The sequence below is a fragment of the Pseudomonas sp. C7.1 genome (genome assembly GCF_056312395.1).
On the sequence record NZ_JBWDTL010000003.1, the window covers coordinates 1639802 to 1659378 of the forward strand.

Below are 19577 nucleotides of genomic sequence, written 5' to 3' on the forward strand. Positions count from 1 at the left end.
TCTCTCCTTAACCCGGATGGCCATCGACCCGGGTGCGGCACAGCATGGGTCCGTAGCAGTAGAGGTACTGCGCAAAAGCCAGGCTCCAGCACAATGCCGCCAGCCACAAAGCCGGCTGGTAGGCAAACGACACCCCAACAACACGCACCAGCGCGGCCAGGTTGAGTAGCACAAACGCTACGGCAAAGCCTTTGGGCAATGTCAGCGGGCGACCCGTGTGGCCCAACGAAACCCGTGCCAGCATCGCCAGAATTAGCCCACCGACCGAGCCTACGGTCAGTGCGTGCAATGCCTGGCTGGCCGTTATCGGCGCGCCCCAATGCCACAGCGCCAAGGCCACACAGCCAATCACCAGCCAGGCATACGCCAGATGCAACGACCACAACAGCGGCACGCCCAACAGGCCGCGATCAAACCAGCGGTACAAGCGCACAGCATGACCAATGCCCAGCACCATCAGCAACACACCGGCCATTACAGACGGCAGTGAAAGCCAACCAAGACCGGTAAGCACGCCCGCCACTACGCTGCCCAACAGCAACGACCAGTCCAGCCACGGCCAGGGTTGCACGGCAGCTGTGCGCAGCAACCCACGCTGGGTGAAGAACGGAATCACTCGGCCGCCGATCAGCGTCATCATCGTCACCACCAGCCATACCGCCGCCAGACTGCCCTGATGCTGCCAGGCATCGTTGTGCTGCAGCACGCCGAGCAGGGTCAGGGTGTCGGCAGCCGTCAACAACAGCAATACCGCAACAATCGGGTAATTACGCTGTTGCCGAACGACCCACAACAAACGCGCTATCACCGCCGTTACTGCGAGCAAAAACAGCACATTGAGCGCCAGCAACGCCTCAGCCGAGGGCAACCACCAACTCAACCGCCCCAACAGCCAGAGCACGGCCAACAGCCCCAACGGTCTGCCCGAAATACTTGCCTGGCCGGTCCAGGTTTGCACGGCCGTCAACAGAAAGCCGCTGATAATGGCACCGGCAAAACCGAACACCAGTTCATGCCGGTGCCACGCCAACCAGCTCCCCTGCGGCGCAGGGAACGACGCGCCACCAAGCCAGGCAACCACCCACAGTGGAATAGCCAGAGCAGCCAACACCACACCAAACAAAAAAAATGGCCGAAAGCCCAAACGCAACAGCGGCGTAATGGCCATGGCCTGGCGCTTATCAGTAACCTGCATAGGTGCTCCGTTTATTGTCTCTGCCGGGTTCAAGTGCTTCAGCCAGCACTAGCGGAGTATTCACATTGGTCAGCTGTGGATCATCTTCAGTACAAGGCAGCTCAACGGCATGCAACTGCTGCCATAAATGAGCGGGGCTACGCTCGCCTGCCGCCCAGGCAGCCTCCACTGCCTCGCCGAGAGCACCCGGCAACACACACACCAAGGGCTGCAAAAATGCGCCCTGGCGGACCACCACAGGTCGCTCTGGGTGCGCTCGAGACAAAGTTTGCAGGCTCACCAGCAAGGCCGTGCTGATGGCCGGTAAATCACAAGGCACCACGAGCAGATGCGAACCCCGCAACGCTCTCAGCCCCTGCAGAATACCCATCAAGGGGCCGGGGTAATCCTGCTGGGTATCGCCCAGAACACGCGTGGCAAATGTCGCATAACGTGCCTGGTTACGGTTGCACGACACCAGTACTTCACACACCAACGGCCTAAGCTGTCGACAAACCTGCTCGGCCATCGACGTGCCATGCCAGCTCACCAGGCCTTTGTCGACTCCGCCCATGCGGCTGCCTCGACCTCCACTCAGCACCAGCCCGGAAAAACTCACCTGCATGTCTCGCCCCTCATCGTAATACCTGCATCATGCATTAACTCAGCAAAACCACGCTTGATAAAGGTCAACTTACAAGTGCTGGCCTGCCCGTCCATAAACTTGACTACTGCACATTATTGGCACTGACACCAGGGCCAGACGCCTTGCAACGTAGTCGACAACGCTCAGCGTTGTGTCAATTGCCGATACAGCTGCGGCAGACGCAAAGGGAGTTGCTCTGGTTGGCGAATCAGGGTGTAGCCATTGGCGCCGAACATATAGGGCAGATAATCCCCAGCTTTTTGGTCGATGGTAATGCAGAACGGCAGCAAGCCGGCGCGGCGCGCCTCCAGCACCGCCTCGCGGGTGTCTTCGACGCCATACCGGCCTTCGTAGAGGTCCAGGTCGTTGGGCTTTCCATCGGTCACCAACAACAGCAGCTTGCGCCGCTGCTTACAGGCGCTGAGCAGCACGGTGGCCTGGCGGATGGCTGCGCCCATGCGGGTGTAATAGCCGGGCTTGAGTGCCTGGATGCGCCCTCGGGTGGTGTCATCGTAGCGCTGCTGGAACGATTTCAGCTCCTGCATGCGCACCTGCTGGCGGCGTAGCGAGGAGAAACCATAAAGGGCGAAATTGTCGCCTAGCGTCGAGAGTGTCTCGCCGAACAGCAACAGACTGTCAGCGATCACCTCGATCACCCGACGCTGGTCGTCCAGGTGGGCGTCAGTGGACATAGAGACATCCGCCAGCAACAGACAGGCCAGGTCGCGCCGGGTTTGACGATGCTCCATAAATAGACCGCGATCAACGCACTGGCCATGCTGACGCTCGACATGAAAATCCAGCCAGGCCTGCATATCCAGCTCCGAGCCCTGGGTTTGCTGACGCAGCAACTGGCGGTCGCTGCGCAAGTGCTCGAACTGGCGACGCAGGCGCTTCGCCAATGGCACCAGGCGCGGTGACAGGGGCTGCGCCTCGCTACCGCGTGGCACCATCATCTGTAGGTTGACGAAATCCTCGCGCAGGCTGCGTTGGCGGTAATCCCACTCAGGCAACTTGATGCCCTCGCCCAGGGGGATGTCGTCAACATCCGCCGGCGGCAGGTCGAGGTGCAGCTTGAGCCCGCCGCCCTTGCGCAGGCGTTGCTTGGATAAGGCCAGTTCGTCGAGGTCCTCGGCGACACGGGCGGCGTCCAGGTCTTCGCTGTCGTCCGTACAGCGATCCAGCTCGACATGCTCGGACCAGCTGAACAGGTTCTCCAGGCGAAATATCAACAGACCTCCCTTGCTGGAGCTCTCCTCGACCCGTTTGGCACGCTTGGGGCCGCCCTGGCTTTCGCCCGGCGGAGTCAGCAGGTTGCCCTCGCTTTCCTCGCCCAGATCACAGGCTTGGGGTTCGCCGAGGTTTTGCGCCGGGTACAGCCACAGCGGCAACGGCCAAGGGGCCCGCTCGCTACGCGGGAAATGCTCGACACTGCCCGGCTCGCGCAAGGCCTGACAAAGTGCCATCTCCAGCTCGGCCTCGCCCTTTGCCAACGAAACAGGGTTCGGGCGCAAGTGCAGGTGAGCATCGACCAGACGCTGGTAACGCGGGCGCATGGCCGGGTAGGTTTCCAGCAGTTGCAGGGTCCAGCGCTGGTTGTCCCGCGCCCAGTGGCGCATCTCCCCCGCTTGCGCGGCCAGCAGCGCCAGCCAACGATAGAGATCCTGATTCAACGCGACTTCCGGGTACACAGCCAGGCTCGGCGGCAAGCGCAGATTATTGGCATCGCACCAGGCCACGGGCATTTGCTTGCAAGTACCTGCCACCTGTTGCAACAGATTGCGTCGCAATAGCAGATCGCGGGCACTGGCAGCTTCCACGCCGACGCCGCTACCGCCACCCATGGCGCGAAATAGCAATGCCAGAGGTCGTTGCATGCTGGCCAGCTCAACCCGCGCCTCAGGAAAGTCAGGGCTGGCATGCCGGGTGATAAAGCGATGCCAAACACTGCCCACCCACTCTTCCACTTCGATGGTAAAGGCCATCTGTATCACCTTGCTCGCTGTGCTGCGCGCCAAAGGCCCGCAGCCAAATGCAAAAACGGCCCGCTGTACCAGCCGGGCCGAAATCTATCTAGCGACCTGCCGCATCGCTCAAGCCGAAGCAGCTAGAGCCGCTTCACCGCTAGCCGTGGCCCGGCCGCGCTGCTTGAAGCTGTACAGGTAGCAGAGCAAACCGATCAAAAAGACCACTCCGGCAGCCAGACGCAACCAGAAGAACACGGCCATCTGATCCACAGTGTTCATAAACGACAACGCAGTGCCATCCGAGGGCCAGCGTTGCAACTGGATCTGCACCACACCAGCCGCGGTAAGAAACAAAGTGATCGCTATCATCGACAGTGTCATCAACCAGAAGCCCCAGATTTCGATGGTCTGCGCCCGCGCGTCCGGTGCCTCACCAAGGCCGCGCAAACGTGGCATGGCGTAGCTGATCATGGTCATCACGATCATCGCATAGGCGCCGTAGAACGCCAGGTGACCATGGGCTGCGGTGAGCTGCGAGCCGTGGGTGTAGTAGTTCACCGGTGCCAGAGTGTGCAGGAAGCCCCACACGCCCGCACCGAGGAACGCGGTCACAGTAGTGCCCTTGGCCCACAAGGTGGCAGCACGGTTCGGGTGTTGCCGACGCCGATTACCGACCATGGTGAAAGCAAACAGCACCATGGCGAAGAAGGGTATGGGTTCCATCGCCGAGAAAATCGAGCCAACCCACAGCCAGACCTCGGGCGCACCTATCCAGAAGAAGTGGTGACCGGTGCCGAGGATACCGGTGATCAGAGCCATGGCGATGATCACATACAACCACTTCTCGACCACTTCACGGTCCACCCCGGTGACCTTGATCAGCACGAAGGCGAGCATCGCACCCATGATCAACTCCCACACGCCTTCCACCCACAAGTGCACCACGAACCACCAGTAGTACTTATCGCGCGCCAGGTTTTCCGGGTTATAGAAAGCGAACAGGAAGAACACAGCCAAACCGATCAGGCCGGTCATCATGACCATACTGACGGTGGTCTTGCGACCTTTGAGCAGGGTCATGCCGATGTTGTAGAGAAAGCCCAGGGCGACCAACACGATGCCGATTTTGGTGATGGTCGGCTGTTCGAGGAACTCACGGCCCATGGTCGGCAACAGCTCGTTATGAGTCATTTCCGCCAGACCCGCATAGGGCACGAACAGGTAGCCGAGAATGGTCAGCACGCCGGCGGCAGCGAACACCCAGAACAGGATCATCGCCAGTAGCGGGCTATGCAGTTCGCGGTCGGCCTCCTCGGGAATCAGGTAGTAGGCCGCGCCCATAAAGCCGAACAGCAGCCAGACGATCAGCAGGTTGGTGTGGACCATGCGCGCCACGTTGAAGGGGATCAACGGGAACAGAAAGTCGCCGACCACGTACTGCAGGCCCATGATCAAGCCGAACAGGATCTGCCCAAGGAACAGCAGCAGGGCGAACACGAAGTACGGCTTGGCCACGGCTTGCGATTGGAATTTGAGGTGCGGGTTTATGATGGCCATCTCTCAGCCCTCCTTGTTTGGCGGCCAGTCGTTGGTATCGATCTTCGAAGTCCATTTAAGGAACTCCGCCATATCGTCCACTTCTTGCTCGCTGAGGTTGAATTGCGGCATCGCTCGACGGCCCGGAATGCCCAGGGGTTGCGCCTTCATCCAGGCATGCAGAAACGGCTTGAAGGCCGCATCCTCGCCACGCCGGGTGAACACATTGCCCAGTTCGGGCGCGAAGTAGGCACCCTCGCCCAGCAGGCTGTGGCAGCCGATGCAGTTGTTGTTTTCCCAAACCGTCTTGCCGCGCACCACCGACTCGTTCATTTCTGACTCGTTGCTGCGTTCTGGAAAGGTTTGCTCTGTGTGATAGGTCAGGGCCAGGAATACCAGGAAGAAGAACACGCTTCCCCCAAAGTAGATATTCCGGGCCATGCTCTTGGTGAAGGTTTCTGACATGGTCGCGTCCTCTTTGCTTGGCGTGACCATTTTAGGAAGCCTGCTAACGAAACCTGCTTGATGGCGATCAAGAAAGACCGATGCTTATGCTCGGATATAGCGAATGGGGAATTGAGGACGGGATTAATCGTAGGCCGAACATGCCGAAGGTTTGTCCGGCATTGGGCCGCCAGCGGTGGACAAAGCTTTCGGCATGTCCACCCTGCAGCGGTTCTTGTAGCCCGGATGAAACCCGGAAAAGGCGGTGAATGCGCAATTGTTCCCGGATTGCGCCTGGGCTTATGCCGGCTACGAAGACAACTGCAGTATCAGCAGCACTCCAGCCGCCATCGTCAGCGGCCAGGCCAGCAGCAGCCAGCGCCACAGGCGCGGCGCATGACGCAGCTCCATAAAGCCGTCGACGATCAGCCAGGCTTTGCCCAAGGCCGCAAGCAACACACCAGTAGCCAACAGCAAGGTCGAGCCACTGCTGCCTAGCCGCACACTGACCACGGACAGCACAGCCAAGCCCAGCCAGCAAGTGATTAATGTGCGTGAAGCAGACATCGCGGTGTCCTCAGTCAATTCAGCACATACACCAACGGAAACAGCATCACCCACACCAAATCGACCATATGCCAATAGAGCACGCCAGATTCAAGCGCGCTGCAATTGCCCGGCCCATAGGCGCGGCGACGGCAGCGTTCGGCAAGCCAGGCGAGTATCAGCATGCCGAGCAGCACATGGAGAAAATGAAAACCGGTGAGTATCCAATACAAGGTGAAAAAAGTGTTGTGCTCCATCCCCAGCCCCAGGCTGGACAAATGCGTGTATTCGCTGAGTTTCAAGCCAACGTAAACACTGGCCGAAAGCAGCGCCGCCAGTAGCAGCAGGGCAGCACGCCGGCTTTGGGCCTGGCGCACCTGCACCTGGGCCAGGGCTGCGAACAGCCCAGAGGTGAGCAGGCTCAGGGTCAATGCCAGGCCTGTTGAGCTGTCGAGTAACTGGCGGCTGTCGTGGAACAGCTGCGGATTCAAGGCCTGAGTCACCGCGAAAACCAGAATCAGCAGGCCAAATACCGTCAGCTCGGCGAGGATGAAAAACCACATCGCCAGATCGCCCGGCAGATGCTGCTGCGGCCGAGCCTCGGCAAATACTTCCAGGTCAAGCGAAGTGGACATCGACTACATCCATTAACGCCGCAACCGTTTGTGGGTCGTCCGATAGCGGTTCAGCAATACAGGCCAAGCAGGCTTCGCGCGGGCTCATGCCGGCGCTGATCATACGTGCAGCAAAGATCAGCAAACGGGTCGAGGCGACCTCCTCTAAATCATGCTGTTCCAAGCGCCGCAACGCCTGCCCCAGCTTGACCAACTGCGTCGCCAGCTCGGCCCCCACCTGCGCCTCGTTGGCGACAATGCGCTGCTCCTCGGCCGCTTCCGGGTAGTCGAAGCGCAATGCCACAAAGCGCTGGCGGGTGCTCGGCTTCATGCCTTTGAGCAGGTTCTGATAGCCGGGGTTATAGGACACCACCAGCATAAAACCAGGCGGTGCGCGCAACACTTCGCCGGTACGCTCCAGATACAGTTCGCGGCGATCATCGGCCAGCGGGTGCAGCACCACGGCGGTGTCCTGTCGCGCTTCCACCACCTCATCCAAATAGCAGATGCCACCTTCGCGCACCGCTCGGGTCAGCGGGCCGTCCTGCCACCAGGTACCTTGCGCGCCGATCAAATGACGGCCAACCAGGTCGGTGGCACTCAAGTCATCGTGGCACGCCACAGTAAACAGTGGCAGATTCAGACGATGGGCCATGTGCTGCACGAAACGCGTTTTGCCGCAGCCTGTAGGGCCTTTGATCAATACCGGCAAACCATGCTGCCAGGCATGTTCAAATAGCACTTCTTCATTGCCACTGGCCTGGTAGAAAGGCTGGGATGACGATGAGGCCGGCAGGGCCAAATTCAGTGGAGCATTCACGACGCACCTCATTGCACGGCTGTTCAGGCTTGCACGCTACTCGCCGTCAGCCAGGGGCTCAAGGCGTGCGCGCGGAACTCTTGATTCGGATCAAGCACGCTTAAAAACAGCCCATTATCCAAGCGACATTGACGGCAATTGCGGCATGGCTTGTGAGCGCGTGCGGTGCAGGGCTTTGTTGGCCTTTGGTGCGACAGCATTGCTGAGTGCGGGCGACGATACGGACAACTCACCCCATCAAGCCCTCAGGCTGTAGCCGTTATCCACCACCCAGTCCTGCCCGTAAACACCCCGCGCGCCCTCTGACAGCTGAAAGACGATCACCCGCGCGACCGCTGCAGCATCCAGAAAGTGTCCCGGCAGCAGGCGCTGCCCGAGGCTGTCAACCAGTTGCTCCAGCTCATCTTCGGGCAACCCCAAGCCAGCCCACAGCCCAGTGGCTGTGGGGCCTGGAGACACCAGATTGATACGCACTCCCAGTGCGGCAAATTCCACCGCCAGGGTGCGTACGTGGGCCATCAGAGCAGCCTTGACAGCGCCATGGGCGGCGAGCCCAGAAATGCTCGAGCGACTCAGAAAACTGCCGAGAAAGACCACCGAACTGGTGTTGCTCAAGGCGCCGCGCAACGCCGCCAGGGTATTCAGCGCCCCGGCGCCGTTGACCGCCCACTGCCGCTCAAACGCGGCCTGATCCAAGCTACCAGCCAACTCGGCACAGCCAGCACAGGCGGCCAGGTAATCGACCCCACCCTGCTCTACCGCACGCTGGCGTAGCGCTTCCAGATCGGCGCTATGGGTGACATCGCCAGCCTGCAGCAATAACTGCTGCGGATAGCTGCGCTGCAGCGCCTGCAAACCCAGCACATTGCGGGCCATACCGAGCACACGTGCGCCTTGCCGCAACAGTTGCGCCGTCAACGCCAGACCGATTCCCGAACTGGCGCCGGTGACCACCACCAGACGATCCGCAAACTCGCTGTCCATCGAACTCTCCACATACCCGCACGGTGACTGACAAGTCTTTGTACAGGCACAAGCACGTTGGGCGACTTGATTGCAATCAGCTTTGTGCACCACGTATGCCGCACGGCGCGCGGCAACCTTCCACTAACAGGCTGTTGAAAAACTACCTTCCAACAGAGGTTGCGCGGCGGCGTCAGATAAACCGCCGTAGCGCCGCGTTTGCGACTATCGTGCGCTTTGAACATTGCCGGCTCTCTGCGTTATGGTCGACACCCAACTTATTGTGGAGATCAATCTTATGGCTCTAAAACACGCAGATTCAGGTGAGGTTATCGAGCTACTGCCTGCCATGACCACGGCGACGCAGATTTCCCAGGCGCTGGTGTGCGCCCCGCGCTTAGAGGTCATGCGCTTGGTGCTGGAGGCCGGCAAGGTAATACCCGGCCATGCCGTAGACGGCCCCCTGACCATTCAATGCCTGCAAGGCTGTGTCGAAGTGGAGGTTGATGGGCTCTGGCAAAGGCTGCACGAGCATCAACTGATGTTCGTCGCGGAAGACGTGGAACACGCCCTGCAGGCCAAGGTAGACGCCATCGTGCTGGTTACCTTAATACGGCTGCCGGCTTGCGATTAGCATTGCCACCCCCACCAGGACGGTAGGGGTAGTCTCAGTGGTCTACCAGTGGAGGTAGAACATTGCCTTGGCCAACAGCACGATGGCGAGCATTTGTAACAGCACGGCCCAGTGCAGTTTGCGATACATCGTGGGGGTCATGCGCCCACGGCGCAGTAACATTGCCAATGCGCCGTAGCTAATGAACACGGCCAGGGCCAAGGTAATTTTCAGTGTCAACAGCGTTGCGAAACTGCTCGAAAACGGCGCACTCAGCACCTGCCGATAGTGCCAGGCCAAGCCAATGCCGGCGCCATACAACAGCAACACCACCCAATGCAGCACCACCCGCGTGCGCATACTCAGCGCATGCTCCAGCGCTGGCAAGATTGAGTAATCGAGTTGACTTTTGACACTTGCCAAAATCACTAACTGAAAAAACACCACACCGACAAACGCGATGGCCGCTAGCAGATGTAACGCATGAAACAGCGCATACCACACACAACACCCTCTTGTTTATCCACTAACGGCCCTCAGACAGCCTGCCAACTATGGCGCGGATGCCGTGATATGCGACCCCTGCAAAGTCACCTGTTGTCCTTCGACAAAGCGAGCATCAGAAGAACGAACGCTGCGTGTGTTGCCATTTTCATCCTTGAGCACATAAAGCGTCTGCTCCATTCCCATCGCCTGCTGCGCCTGACTACCTGCCAGGTAGCCGAGACCACCTCCAATCAGCGCGCCCAACGGGCCACCTGCCGCACCGCCGAGCATGAAGCCCGTTAGACCACTAAACCCACCGCCGACCAACGTATCGCTTTGCGCCGAGACTATCTGTTCAGCATGTCCTAGAGGGCTGCTTAACAGAGCAGCAACGGTGCACAACGTGATGATTTTACGCATGACATATTCCTTGCTTAGGTTATGAGTATCACCCAGTACCATCACAAAACATGCCAATAATTTATCCATATAAATCAATACTATAAATTCAATAAAGGTACAAATTACCAAACCATAAATGGTAGATATGACTACTGCATGGTTATTTATACCACTGCCTTATAGTCGCTGCACTGCTCAACGCATTGTCGACAGATTACCAAACCGCCGCTGCGTCGCGGCGGGCTCCGTTCGGCCCTGCTCCAGCACCTTGCACACCGCGCCAACTAACAGACGCCCTGCCGGCATAATACTCAGAGCCTGGGGCGTCAGTTGCAGCAAGCCATCTGCCGCCATCTGCTCCAACGCCGGCCGGCACGCGCTCATATAGTCGCGCGCCAACCCGCCAAAGCGTACCTCCAGGGCCTGCAAATCGACTTGCAAATTACACAGCAGCGCTTCACTCAGGACAGCCTGCAATTGCTCTTGCACAGAGCAGTGACGACCATAGAAAGTCGCTAACTGATCATTCGCCAGTTGCGCCTGATAACTGGCCAAATCACGCCGATTCTGCATTTGCAGCATGCCAATTTGACTAATACCCCCCGCCCCGATACCCAGCAGGTCAGCATTGGCTTCGCAGCTATAGCCCAGCCCATTGAGCTGCAGATTCCCGCTCTCGCGGGCCCCGACCAGGGGGTCATCTTTTAATACGAATTGCCCCAAGCCGATATAGCAATAACCGGCCGCGTCGAGTTTCTCGAGCGCGTGCTGATACATGGCTTGCGTGTCGGGGGCCGTGGCGAAGTCGCGCGCACTGCGGCGCTGGCTGGAGCGATAGCGCTGAGGCGGATAGGCGTAATCGAAAAGCAAGATCCGCCCAGGCTGCAGTTCGATAATCGCAGCCAGCTTGTTCCTAAAGCTGTTTAGACTCTGCCAGGCTCGGCCGTAGCCGAGATCAATATTCACTGAGGTGAATTGCAGGGTGCGCGCCGCCTCCATCAGCCAGCGAGTCTTGCGTGGGTCACGAAAATCCACAACCACTCCAGCGGCCGGCGAAAAGGCATCCGCCACACCAATGCTGACATGATTAAAGCCCAGTTCGCGGAGCAAGCCCATGCGGGCCCAATCGGTCTGCGTCGGATCTATCTCGACGCTGTCATCGCCGAATGCCGAGGCGTGAACAGAAAAACGCTTGCGCACCAATGCAAGCAATCGCTGCAGTTGCTCGGCACTCACGGCGCCACGGCTCAAATGTAGCCGTTGAACCGGCTGCCTAGCGCCAACGTGACAACTGAGCAGTTCGACTTCGCGACTTAAGCAAGCAAGGTAGCGGTCGCTAAGCGCGCCCTGCATAGGCGCCAAGCTGACAGCCAAATGCAACGGCCGCTGGCCATTGCGCAATGCCCGGAGCAGATCAATCGCCGCAAACCCCTGCTGGAGCGGGCCGGTCGGCGGGTAATCACCGCATGCAGCCGCAGCATGCCCGTAGCGCTTGATCAACTGGCGGCTCCACTGGATATCTACAGGCATAATGCGCTCCCGGCGCTTAAACAACCTGCAGTGTCAGGGCGAACCCCGCACGGGTAATTGACCTGAGTCAAGCGCAAGCGTATGAGCTATTTCAAACCCAGGCGTCGCGCCAGCTTGTGCAAGTTACTGGGATCAAGCTCCAACGCCCGCGCAGCGCTGGCCCAGTTGCCCGCAAAGGTGTCCAGCGCCTGTTGAATACTCTGCCTCTGGCAGTTTTCGACACTTTCACGCAGCGCCTGCACGCGAACATCTGGTTCCCCCTGCGTCAACACTGGGACAGGGCTTACTGACTGCTCAGCCGAGCTATCCAGATCAAGCAGGTCTGGCTCCAGCGTAAGGATTTGCATGCGACTGGCACCGCGACTGAGCAGCTTGACCGCCGCTCGGCTGATCACGTGCTCGAGTTCGCGCACATTGCCTGGCCACCCATAGGTGAGCATGGCGCGCTCTGCTGCGGGGGATAAACGCATGCTGCGCAGCCCAAGGCGTGCGCGGTTGAGCTCGAGGAAATGACCGGCGAGCATCAGCACATCCTGCTCACGCTCACGCAGTGGCGGAATCAGCACGGGGTAAACCGAAAGCCGGTGGTACAAGTCGGCGCGAAAGTGTCCATCGCGAATACTGTCTGGCAAGTTTCGATTTGTCGCCGCGATGATGCGCACGTCTACATGCAGCGGCTTATCCGCGCCCAGCCGCTGGATCTCACCGTTCTGCAGCACGCGCAGCAGTTTGGCCTGCACACTAAGCGGCAACTCGCCCACCTCATCGAGCAGCAAAGTGCCGCCATTAGCCGCATCAAAGCGCCCTGGACGATCAGCGGCGGCCCCGGAGAAGGCGCCTTTGACGTGGCCAAACAGCTCACTTTCGGCCAACGACTCAGGCAGGGCGGCGCAGTTGACCTGAATCAACGGCTTATTGCAGCGCTTGGACAGCGCATGCAAACGCCGCGCGAACAGCTCTTTACCTACCCCGGTTTCACCCAGTAGCAAGACCGGCAGTTCAGAAACCGCCACCACTTCAAGCTCTGCCAATAAATTCCGGATGGCCGTGCTCTGACCGATGATTTCGCCTTCGCCGATCAACTGCTGTGGGGTGTGCACCTCACTACGCGACAGGCGCAAGCTGCGAGACTCTTGCTCCAGGCGGGTAACCCGCACCGCCGCTTCAATCAGCAGGCTGTAGCGCTGCAGGTCGCGCCGAGTCTCGCTGTCAAAGGTGCCAGGGTGCAGCGCATCCAGGGTTAGCGCCCCCCACAACTGCCCCTCGACATACAGGCTCATGCCCATGCAGTCATGCACTGGCAGAGGTTCGCCAACGTGATTGTCGAGTAAACCGTCATAAGGGTCTGGCAAGCGGCTATCAGGCTCGAACCAGGTCGGCTCGCGACTCGCCATGATCGCCGCCAGGCGCGGGTGCTGCGCAATTACAAAACGCCGGCCCAAGGCCTCATGCACCAACCCTTCAGCCGCCACCGGGCGCAGGCTGTCGCCATCCAGCCGCAGCAGGCCCACTGCGCCACAGTGAAAGCGCTCACGCAAGGTGCTCACTAGGCGCTGCAGGCGTACGGCATTGGGCAAATCAACGAGCAAGTCAGCAAGCAGCGTTTCGTACAACATGGTCATATTTACCCAAATGGTTTTTTTCACCCTATCAAGTCAGGGTATTTATAACCACACTTAAAAATAACTGCTTATTTTTCAATAACTTATTTTTGGCACACGAACTGCAACAGATGACAGCACCCCCCTTAGCAATCAAGGAAGCTGCCATGAATCACATCCTGTTGCAGCAATCGCTCGGCAGTATCGCTGGCGAGATACCCGGCGCCACACGCATTTTTCATGCACACAAACTCGACTTCTACTGCGCCGGCGACCTGACTCTAAGCGAGGCTGCCGCGCAACGTGGCATGGACACCGACGTCATTTTGGCCGAACTGCAGGCACTGGAAGCGCTCAACAGCGACGAGGTGGACTGGTACGTGGCGCCGGAAGCCGAGCTGATAAACCACATTCTTACCCGCTATCACGCGCGTCATCGTGAGCAATTGCCGGAACTGATCCGCCTGGCGCAGCGCGTGGAGCAGGTACACGACGACCGCGATGACTGCCCTGCCGGCCTAACAGATTTGCTTCGCTACATGCGGCAGGAACTCGAAAGCCACATGCTCAAGGAGGAACAAATACTGTTCCCCGCCTTGCTCGATGGTCTCGGCCCAAAGACTGCAGCGCCCATTTCGGTAATGCGTATGGAGCATGAACATCACAGCGAAGCATTACGGCGCTTGCTCGAACTCACGCAGCAGATCACCCCACCGGAAAATGCCTGCAATACCTGGCGCGTGCTGTATCAAGGGCTCGACGAATTTGTTCGCGACCTAATGCAGCACATTCACCTGGAGAACAACGTGCTGTTTATCAACGCCCTCAACCCCATGCCTAGGCCGACTGTATGAGCGACGCAAACAAGCAAGCGGGCAATGGCGCGCTGGGCCGAGCCCTACAGCCGATGATCTGGTTCTTGTTAGTGGCCTCAACCCTCGCCGGCGCTACAAGCCTTGCAATGGAGTTGGTCATTTAACCTTTACAAAGCTACACCCGGATCGAGCAGCGTTTGTCTGGCTCGGCATACCCTCGGATCAGGATACCCGTCATGGCGTTGCATCGCGTACATCAACAGATACTTCGCAGCCATCACCTCTTCGAGCCCTTGAACGAAGAGCAAATGGAAGAACTCATGAGCAGCAGCCACCTGCTCAATATTGATAAAGGCTCGCCTCTATTTCGCCAAGGTGAGTCGGCCACTTCGTTTTATTTCGTCATCAGCGGCTCGGTGAAAGTTTTCCGTTTGGCCGCCGATGGCCAAGAAAAAGTCTTTGATGTCCTCACGCGCGCCAGACCGTGGCCGAAGCCATGCTACTGACGGATTCGGCAAATTACAGTGCCTGTGCCGAAGCACTTGAGCCTACGCAGCTTTATCGTCTGTCCAGCAGTGTTTATCTGCACCTGCTGCAAAGTAATAACCGCCTAGCGTTCGCGCTGATTAGTCGACTCTCGGGGCGTATGCAGCAGCGCTTGAATGAAATCGAAACCTTGTCCCTGAAAAACTCCACACATCGCGTGGTGCGCTACCTGCTAAATCAGCTTGGCCAATGCAATGAGAACATCAGTAGTTTCAATCTACCCATGGCCAAACAGTTGATCGCCGGCCATTTATCAATCCAACCTGAAACCTTTTCACGGGTGATTCGCCGCCTAATTGACGAGAAAGTCATCAGTCAGAGTGGACGCCAGATCAACATCCTCAACCGTTTTCGGCTGGAACAGTTCGAGTGAGGTCCACCCATGCCTAAATGCTTATATTGCCAGCGTGAAAACCCAGAGAACAGCACTGACTGTCACAACTGCGGCATGCTTTTGCCAGCCCATAACCAGCGCGATAAACAGCAACGCGAGCGTCGCTTCATCTGGTTTTGCGCTGCGCTAACAATATTTTGCTTAATAATGATCGTATGGCTACCACGAGCACTGTTCTAAACCGGCCTCAACTACCCCTTTGGGGATATAGAAAAGCACGAAGGAAGCGTTCAAAATAATACCTTTGTACTGGAAAACAGTTATTTTTAGCTCAACACAGCACTGATTATGCTAGCGCCGGTAATGCGAGAGCACTAACCCGCAACGCCAATGCCACTTGGCCTGACGGGACTACATGCCCAAGACTTGACCATCCACGTTTAAGTCGATCACACGGCAAGCCACAAATATGCCAGACACTAACTATCAGGCAATTAAAGGAGAGCATAAAATTAATATCACAGACTATGAATCTTTATTGCTAGCAGCGAAAAACCAATCAGAGCCACAGCGGGTACTCTTTGTTTTCTTAAAAGCATCTTTACCTGAAGATCATGAAACCGAAGAAGCCGCTCGCTTTCATTCTGGCCAAGGGGGTCAATTACAACCAGTAATGTGCGTTGATAAAACCCTGGAAGAACTTGGAACTTTTGCTGATTTAGTATCAGAAGCTGAAACTATGGAACAAGCATGGCACATTGTACTAGTGGCTTGCCTTTCCGGACGCAATGGAATAATGCCCAGCTCTGATGACGCAACACAACCGCTGACCGTTATGCAAACCACTGTAGAAAATGGTGGCGACCTATCTAACTACATGGCATTCGACAAAGACGGGGCACCCGTGCGCTTCTTATAGTTGCGCAAGCCTTACGCTTACTTAAGGCGATAGCTGAAAAGGAGCCGCCTCATCATCGCCTCGCGCACTTCGTCATTGACCTGCCGACTCGGTGCCGAGCGCGAGTTTTTTAAACCACAATCTGCTCCGCAGCGGTATCGACTGCCTCGGCCTGTGTAAGCGCTTTCGGCTTTGTCTGATTCCGTCGCACTTGTCCGCGCTGCCGCATCGCCTGATGCTTCGCGTGAAGGGCCTGAGCCGCCGTCACCACGCCTACAGCCTGGCCGCTTAAGTCCAAGCGCGGCGCATTCTCCGTCATGCTCGCCCAGTATCGACTTCCTCGGCACCACGTAGCGAGGCCCTGCTTGAGCTGCTCGCTGGTTATGCCGAGCAGCTCCAGGTGTTGCTCGGCATCCTTGAGAATGCCCTCCTTCAGCGGAACCTTGGGGGCCGGACTGACCGGAAAGGCCAATGGAAAGTGCTTCTGCAATAGCCAGATCGCTTCTACCGCAGGATCTTGCTCGCGAGGCTTCGTCTGCGCAGAAGGTTTGCGCATAGGCTGCTTCGTATTATCAGTCTTTACCTGCACCTTTTCGGCCCGCAGGCGGTCACGTAACTCAGCTAGTTGTTCAAAACCCATCGTTCAGTTCGCAGCTTCATGGTTGAAATGAAGTGCAAGGTTATCCCATGCAGACGTTTGACACAGCCTAATCAAGAGGCGGCATGATTAATTATGAGGGTCGGGTTTTGGCCGGCATCAGCAAAACTTGACTGAAATCAAATGATAATCGTTATTATTAATAAACAATCGACTCCACGCAACCGGCCTTTTTTTTGCGCCGGCTTCTACTCTGGGGAGTCGTTCAATGATTTTTCGCATTCATCCTCTCGCGCTAGCCTGTTTCGCCTTCAGCGCCAGTACCCTCGCCGGCGCGGCTCGGTGAAGTGACCTTGCATTCGCCGGAGCAACGCCGCGAGCTGTATCAACTCGGGCTGGAGAACCGCCTCGGCGAGGGCACGCTAAATACCGAAGTTTATCGTCAGGAGGTTTACCGCGAAATCCGCTCTTATTCGTCAACGCTTGACCGCAACCAGGCGCGCAACGACGTCAGATTTATCACCCACGGCCTGCGCACCTCTTACCTGGTGCCAGTGGGCTCGCACCTGCTGACGGTAGGCGGCGAAGGCTGGAAGATGACCGGCGATCCCGAGCGGCACATCAACAACAACGAGCCATTGTTCAATAGCGACCAGCGCAACGCCCCCTTCAACGCTGGCGAAGTTGTCGCCCTGGTCGGCCCTTCCGGCTGCGGCAAGACCACGCTGCTACACCTGTGCGCCGGCTTTCTGGATGTGCAGGAGGGCCACATTGACAACAATTTCCAGAACTGCGCCTGGGATTGGTCAGTGGCGACTTGGGCAAGTTTCCGCACCAGCTCTCCGGCGGCATGCAGAGCCGGGCGTCGCTGGCCCGTGCGCTGGTGCTGCAACCGAATCTGCTGCTACTCGATGAACCCTTCGCCGCGCTGGATATCGGCCTCAAGGAAGAACTCTACGCGCTGCTCAGCGCCGTGTAGCCGCCTCTCCACGGGCGGGGGCCGACGCTAGATCGACTTTTAAGCAGGTGTTACACGATGGAACGCTATAAAGGAAACCTCCGGCCTGCATCACCAGTGGCGCCCTACCCTTAAAGCCCTGGGCATCCGTTATCAGCCGCCATATAACTGCCGTCACACCTATGCGACAATATGCTTAATGTCCGGCGTGAACCCCGCTTTCATCTCTCAGCAATTGGGCCATAGCGTCCAATTGTTGTTGTCGACGTATGCCCGCTGGATCAACTCAAGCTCCGACTGGAACGAACTGGAAAAGCTGAATAGTGGTATCGAATCAGTATCAACCCCACTCAGCAAGCCATAAGTCATTGATAGGTAATACCTTTGATCTCCACCGCTAACATCACCATGCAATTCGGGGCTAAGCCCCTGTTCGAGAACGTTTCCGTCAAGTTTGGCGGCGGCAATCGTTACGGCCTGATCGGGGCCAATGGCTGCGGCAAGTCGACCTTTATGAAAATTCTCGGCGACGACTTAGAGCCCAGTGGTGGCCAGGTGATGCTGGAGCCGAACGTGCGTCTGGGTAAGTTACGCCAGGATCAGTTCGCCTACGAAGAATTCAGCGTAATCGACACCGTGATCATGGGTCACGAAGAGCTGTGGAAGGTTAAAGCCGAGCGTGACCGCATCTATTCCCTGGCGGAAATGAGCGAAGAAGACGGCATGAAGGTCGGCGAGCTCGAAGGTGAGTTTGCTGAGATGGACGGCTACACCGCCGAGTCCCGTGCCGGCGAATTACTGCTCGGCCTGGGCATCCCATTGGAGCAGCATTTCGGCCCGATGAGCGAAGTAGCCCCTGGCTGGAAACTGCGCGTTTTGCTGGCCCAGGCACTGTTCTCCGACCCGGAAGTGCTGCTGCTGGACGAGCCAACCAACCACCTGGACATCAACACCATCCGCTGGCTGGAAAACATCCTCACCCAGCGCAACAGCACCATGATCATCATTTCTCACGACCGTCACTTCCTGAACAGCGTGTGCACCCACATGGCTGACCTGGATTACGGTGAGCTGCGCCTGTTCCCAGGTAACTACGACGAGTACATGACCGCCGCGACCCAATCGCGCGAGCAACTGCTGTCGGATAACGCCAAGAAGAAAGCGCAAATCAACGAGCTGCAGAGCTTTGTCAGCCGCTTCTCGGCCAACGCTTCGAAATCCAAGCAGGCATCGTCGCGCGCCAAGCAGATCGACAAGATCCAGCTGGCCGAAGTCAAGCCGTCCAGCCGCGTCAGCCCGTTTATCCGTTTCGAGCAGAACAAGAAGCTGCACCGCCAGGCCGTGATGATCGACAAAATGGCCAAGGGTTTCGACGGCAAAGCGCTGTTCAAGAACTTCAGCTTCCAGGTTGAAGCCGGCGAGCGCGTGGCGATTATCGGCCCGAACGGTATCGGCAAAACCACCCTGCTGCGCACCTTGGTCGGCGAACTGACCCCCGATGCCGGTCACGTGAAATGGACCGACAGCGCAGAGCTGGGTTACTACGCCCAGGATCACGCTCACGACTTCGAAGACGATGTGAGCCTGTTCGACTGGATGGGCCAGTGGACCACCGGCGAGCAGATGATTCGCGGCACCCTGGGGCGCATGCTGTTCAGCAACGACGAAATCCTCAAGTCGGTCAAAGTCATCTCCGGTGGAGAGCAAGGCCGTATGCTGTTCGGCAAGCTGATTTTGCAAAAGCCGAACGTGCTGATCATGGACGAACCGACCAACCACCTGGATATGGAATCCATCGAGGCGCTGAACCTGGCCCTGGAAAACTACCCAGGTACGCTGATTTTTGTCAGCCATGACCGCGAATTCGTCGGCTCTCTGGCCACGCGCATCATCGAGCTGTCGGCCAACGGTATCACCGACTTCAGCGGTACTTACGATGACTACCTGCGTAGCCAGGGCGTGATCGTTTAAACCACCGCGTGAAAAGACGCCCCGTTCGAGCAGCCTCGAACGGGGCGTTTTGCTTTGTGCCGATAACCAAGGCCACTCTGGCAAAGGCGCACCCTGGGGTGCGCCTTTAATCCAT

Annotated in this window: 19 protein-coding genes and 3 pseudogenes; 8 read left to right on the top strand and 14 right to left on the bottom strand. The window is 57.9% G+C overall.

Annotation, left to right across the window (positions count from 1 at the left end):
* Positions 1-7 precede the first annotated feature (7 nt).
* The 9 genes from AC0T4W_RS10985 to AC0T4W_RS11025 all read right to left on the bottom strand — a co-directional run bounded on the left by AC0T4W_RS10985 (position 8) and on the right by AC0T4W_RS11025 (position 8731).
* Positions 8-1195: an NnrS family protein gene (locus AC0T4W_RS10985; RefSeq protein ID WP_476319031.1), complete on the bottom strand. Its 1188-nt coding sequence runs from the start codon at positions 1193-1195 to the stop codon at positions 8-10.
* Positions 1182-1799, bottom strand: coding sequence for a molybdenum cofactor guanylyltransferase MobA (mobA, locus tag AC0T4W_RS10990; protein WP_476319032.1), 618 nt, complete (start codon positions 1797-1799; stop codon positions 1182-1184). The genes AC0T4W_RS10985 and mobA overlap by 14 nt, the downstream gene beginning before the upstream one ends.
* Positions 1800-1963: 164 nt before the next feature.
* Complete coding sequence (locus AC0T4W_RS10995; RefSeq protein WP_476319033.1) at positions 1964-3805, bottom strand: nitric oxide reductase activation protein NorD; 1842 nt, start codon at positions 3803-3805, stop codon at positions 1964-1966.
* 108 nt (positions 3806-3913) lie between these two features.
* Entirely contained in the window at positions 3914-5344 is a 1431-nt protein-coding gene (locus tag AC0T4W_RS11000; RefSeq protein ID WP_476319035.1) for a cbb3-type cytochrome c oxidase subunit I, read from the bottom strand.
* 3 nt (positions 5345-5347) lie between these two features.
* A complete protein-coding gene (locus AC0T4W_RS11005; RefSeq protein WP_476319036.1) occupies positions 5348-5788 on the bottom strand; it encodes a c-type cytochrome in 441 nt (146 codons plus the stop codon).
* 288 nt (positions 5789-6076) lie between these two features.
* Entirely contained in the window at positions 6077-6334 is a 258-nt protein-coding gene (locus AC0T4W_RS11010; protein ID WP_476319037.1) for a cytochrome C oxidase subunit IV family protein, read from the bottom strand.
* A gap of 14 nt (positions 6335-6348) precedes the next feature.
* Complete coding sequence (locus tag AC0T4W_RS11015; RefSeq protein ID WP_476319038.1) at positions 6349-6948, bottom strand: cytochrome c oxidase subunit 3; 600 nt, start codon at positions 6946-6948, stop codon at positions 6349-6351.
* Positions 6932-7723 carry an AAA family ATPase gene (locus AC0T4W_RS11020; RefSeq protein ID WP_476323578.1) on the bottom strand — a complete coding sequence of 264 codons (792 nt, stop codon included), beginning with the start codon at positions 7721-7723 and terminating at the stop codon, positions 6932-6934. The genes AC0T4W_RS11015 and AC0T4W_RS11020 overlap by 17 nt, the downstream gene beginning before the upstream one ends.
* Before the next feature lie 261 nt (positions 7724-7984).
* Positions 7985-8731, bottom strand: coding sequence for an SDR family NAD(P)-dependent oxidoreductase (locus tag AC0T4W_RS11025; protein ID WP_476319039.1), 747 nt, complete (start codon positions 8729-8731; stop codon positions 7985-7987).
* A gap of 277 nt (positions 8732-9008) precedes the next feature.
* Here AC0T4W_RS11025 and AC0T4W_RS11030 point away from each other — a divergent pair, with 277 nt between their 5' ends.
* On the top strand, positions 9009-9344 hold the full coding sequence (locus AC0T4W_RS11030; RefSeq protein ID WP_476319040.1) for a cupin domain-containing protein: 336 nt from the start codon (positions 9009-9011) through the stop codon (positions 9342-9344).
* A 42-nt stretch (positions 9345-9386) separates the two neighbouring features.
* On the opposite strand, the gene AC0T4W_RS11035 is transcribed toward AC0T4W_RS11030, so the two are convergent.
* The 4 genes from AC0T4W_RS11035 to norR form a co-directional block, all read right to left on the bottom strand.
* Complete coding sequence (locus tag AC0T4W_RS11035; RefSeq protein ID WP_476319041.1) at positions 9387-9827, bottom strand: hypothetical protein; 441 nt, start codon at positions 9825-9827, stop codon at positions 9387-9389.
* A 48-nt stretch (positions 9828-9875) separates the two neighbouring features.
* A complete protein-coding gene (locus tag AC0T4W_RS11040) occupies positions 9876-10298 on the bottom strand; it encodes a hypothetical protein (protein ID WP_476319042.1) in 423 nt (140 codons plus the stop codon).
* A 108-nt stretch (positions 10299-10406) separates the two neighbouring features.
* Entirely contained in the window at positions 10407-11411 is a 1005-nt protein-coding gene (locus AC0T4W_RS11045; protein WP_476323581.1) for an oxygen-independent coproporphyrinogen III oxidase, read from the bottom strand.
* A 416-nt stretch (positions 11412-11827) separates the two neighbouring features.
* Positions 11828-13357, bottom strand: coding sequence for a nitric oxide reductase transcriptional regulator NorR (gene norR, locus AC0T4W_RS11050; protein WP_476319043.1), 1530 nt, complete (start codon positions 13355-13357; stop codon positions 11828-11830).
* A gap of 152 nt (positions 13358-13509) precedes the next feature.
* Here norR and ytfE point away from each other — a divergent pair, with 152 nt between their 5' ends.
* The 4 genes and pseudogenes from ytfE (at position 13510) to AC0T4W_RS11070 (ending at position 15956) form a co-directional block, all read left to right on the top strand.
* Positions 13510-14196, top strand: coding sequence for an iron-sulfur cluster repair protein YtfE (gene ytfE / locus AC0T4W_RS11055; protein WP_476319044.1), 687 nt, complete (start codon positions 13510-13512; stop codon positions 14194-14196).
* 197 nt (positions 14197-14393) lie between these two features.
* Positions 14394-15076: pseudogene (locus tag AC0T4W_RS11060) on the top strand (Crp/Fnr family transcriptional regulator).
* Positions 15077-15085: 9 nt separating this feature from the next.
* On the top strand, positions 15086-15277 hold the full coding sequence (locus AC0T4W_RS11065) for a DnrP protein (protein WP_476319045.1): 192 nt from the start codon (positions 15086-15088) through the stop codon (positions 15275-15277).
* A gap of 229 nt (positions 15278-15506) precedes the next feature.
* Entirely contained in the window at positions 15507-15956 is a 450-nt protein-coding gene (locus AC0T4W_RS11070) for a ribonucleotide reductase subunit alpha (RefSeq protein WP_476319046.1), read from the top strand.
* A 109-nt stretch (positions 15957-16065) separates the two neighbouring features.
* Here the strand turns inward: AC0T4W_RS11070 and AC0T4W_RS11075 are convergent, their stop codons facing one another.
* Positions 16066-16575 (bottom strand): ProQ/FinO family protein, encoded by a 510-nt coding sequence (locus tag AC0T4W_RS11075; protein WP_476319047.1) that lies wholly within the window; start codon positions 16573-16575, stop codon positions 16066-16068.
* A gap of 554 nt (positions 16576-17129) precedes the next feature.
* On the opposite strand from AC0T4W_RS11075, the pseudogene AC0T4W_RS11080 reads away from it, so the two are divergent.
* The 3 genes and pseudogenes from AC0T4W_RS11080 to AC0T4W_RS11090 form a co-directional block, all read left to right on the top strand.
* Positions 17130-17506 (top strand): annotated as a pseudogene (locus AC0T4W_RS11080) (ATP-binding cassette domain-containing protein); the annotation flags it as partial.
* 73 nt (positions 17507-17579) lie between these two features.
* Positions 17580-17855 (top strand): annotated as a pseudogene (locus AC0T4W_RS11085) (site-specific integrase); the annotation flags it as partial.
* Between the two features lie 20 nt (positions 17856-17875).
* Positions 17876-19462 (top strand): ABC-F family ATPase, encoded by a 1587-nt coding sequence (locus tag AC0T4W_RS11090; RefSeq protein ID WP_476319048.1) that lies wholly within the window; start codon positions 17876-17878, stop codon positions 19460-19462.
* Positions 19463-19577: the final 115 nt, after the last annotated feature.

Excerpts from the sequence above, each read along its gene's own strand:
- AC0T4W_RS10985 (WP_476319031.1), bottom strand. The coding sequence starts at position 1,195 with ATGCAGGTTACTGATAAGCGCCAGGCCATGGCCATTACGCCGCTGTTG.
- mobA (WP_476319032.1), bottom strand. The coding sequence starts at position 1,799 with ATGCAGGTGAGTTTTTCCGGGCTGGTGCTGAGTGGAGGTCGAGGCAGC.
- AC0T4W_RS10995 (WP_476319033.1), bottom strand. The coding sequence starts at position 3,805 with ATGGCCTTTACCATCGAAGTGGAAGAGTGGGTGGGCAGTGTTTGGCAT.
- AC0T4W_RS11000 (WP_476319035.1), bottom strand. The coding sequence starts at position 5,344 with ATGGCCATCATAAACCCGCACCTCAAATTCCAATCGCAAGCCGTGGCC.
- AC0T4W_RS11005 (WP_476319036.1), bottom strand. The coding sequence starts at position 5,788 with ATGTCAGAAACCTTCACCAAGAGCATGGCCCGGAATATCTACTTTGGG.
- AC0T4W_RS11010 (WP_476319037.1), bottom strand. The coding sequence starts at position 6,334 with ATGTCTGCTTCACGCACATTAATCACTTGCTGGCTGGGCTTGGCTGTG.
- AC0T4W_RS11015 (WP_476319038.1), bottom strand. The coding sequence starts at position 6,948 with ATGTCCACTTCGCTTGACCTGGAAGTATTTGCCGAGGCTCGGCCGCAG.
- AC0T4W_RS11025 (WP_476319039.1), bottom strand. The coding sequence starts at position 8,731 with ATGGACAGCGAGTTTGCGGATCGTCTGGTGGTGGTCACCGGCGCCAGT.
- AC0T4W_RS11030 (WP_476319040.1), top strand. The coding sequence starts at position 9,009 with ATGGCTCTAAAACACGCAGATTCAGGTGAGGTTATCGAGCTACTGCCT.
- AC0T4W_RS11040 (WP_476319042.1), bottom strand. The coding sequence starts at position 10,298 with ATGGATAAATTATTGGCATGTTTTGTGATGGTACTGGGTGATACTCAT.
- norR (WP_476319043.1), bottom strand. The coding sequence starts at position 13,357 with ATGTTGTACGAAACGCTGCTTGCTGACTTGCTCGTTGATTTGCCCAAT.
- ytfE (WP_476319044.1), top strand. The coding sequence starts at position 13,510 with ATGAATCACATCCTGTTGCAGCAATCGCTCGGCAGTATCGCTGGCGAG.
- AC0T4W_RS11065 (WP_476319045.1), top strand. The coding sequence starts at position 15,086 with ATGCCTAAATGCTTATATTGCCAGCGTGAAAACCCAGAGAACAGCACT.
- AC0T4W_RS11070 (WP_476319046.1), top strand. The coding sequence starts at position 15,507 with ATGCCAGACACTAACTATCAGGCAATTAAAGGAGAGCATAAAATTAAT.
- AC0T4W_RS11075 (WP_476319047.1), bottom strand. The coding sequence starts at position 16,575 with ATGGGTTTTGAACAACTAGCTGAGTTACGTGACCGCCTGCGGGCCGAA.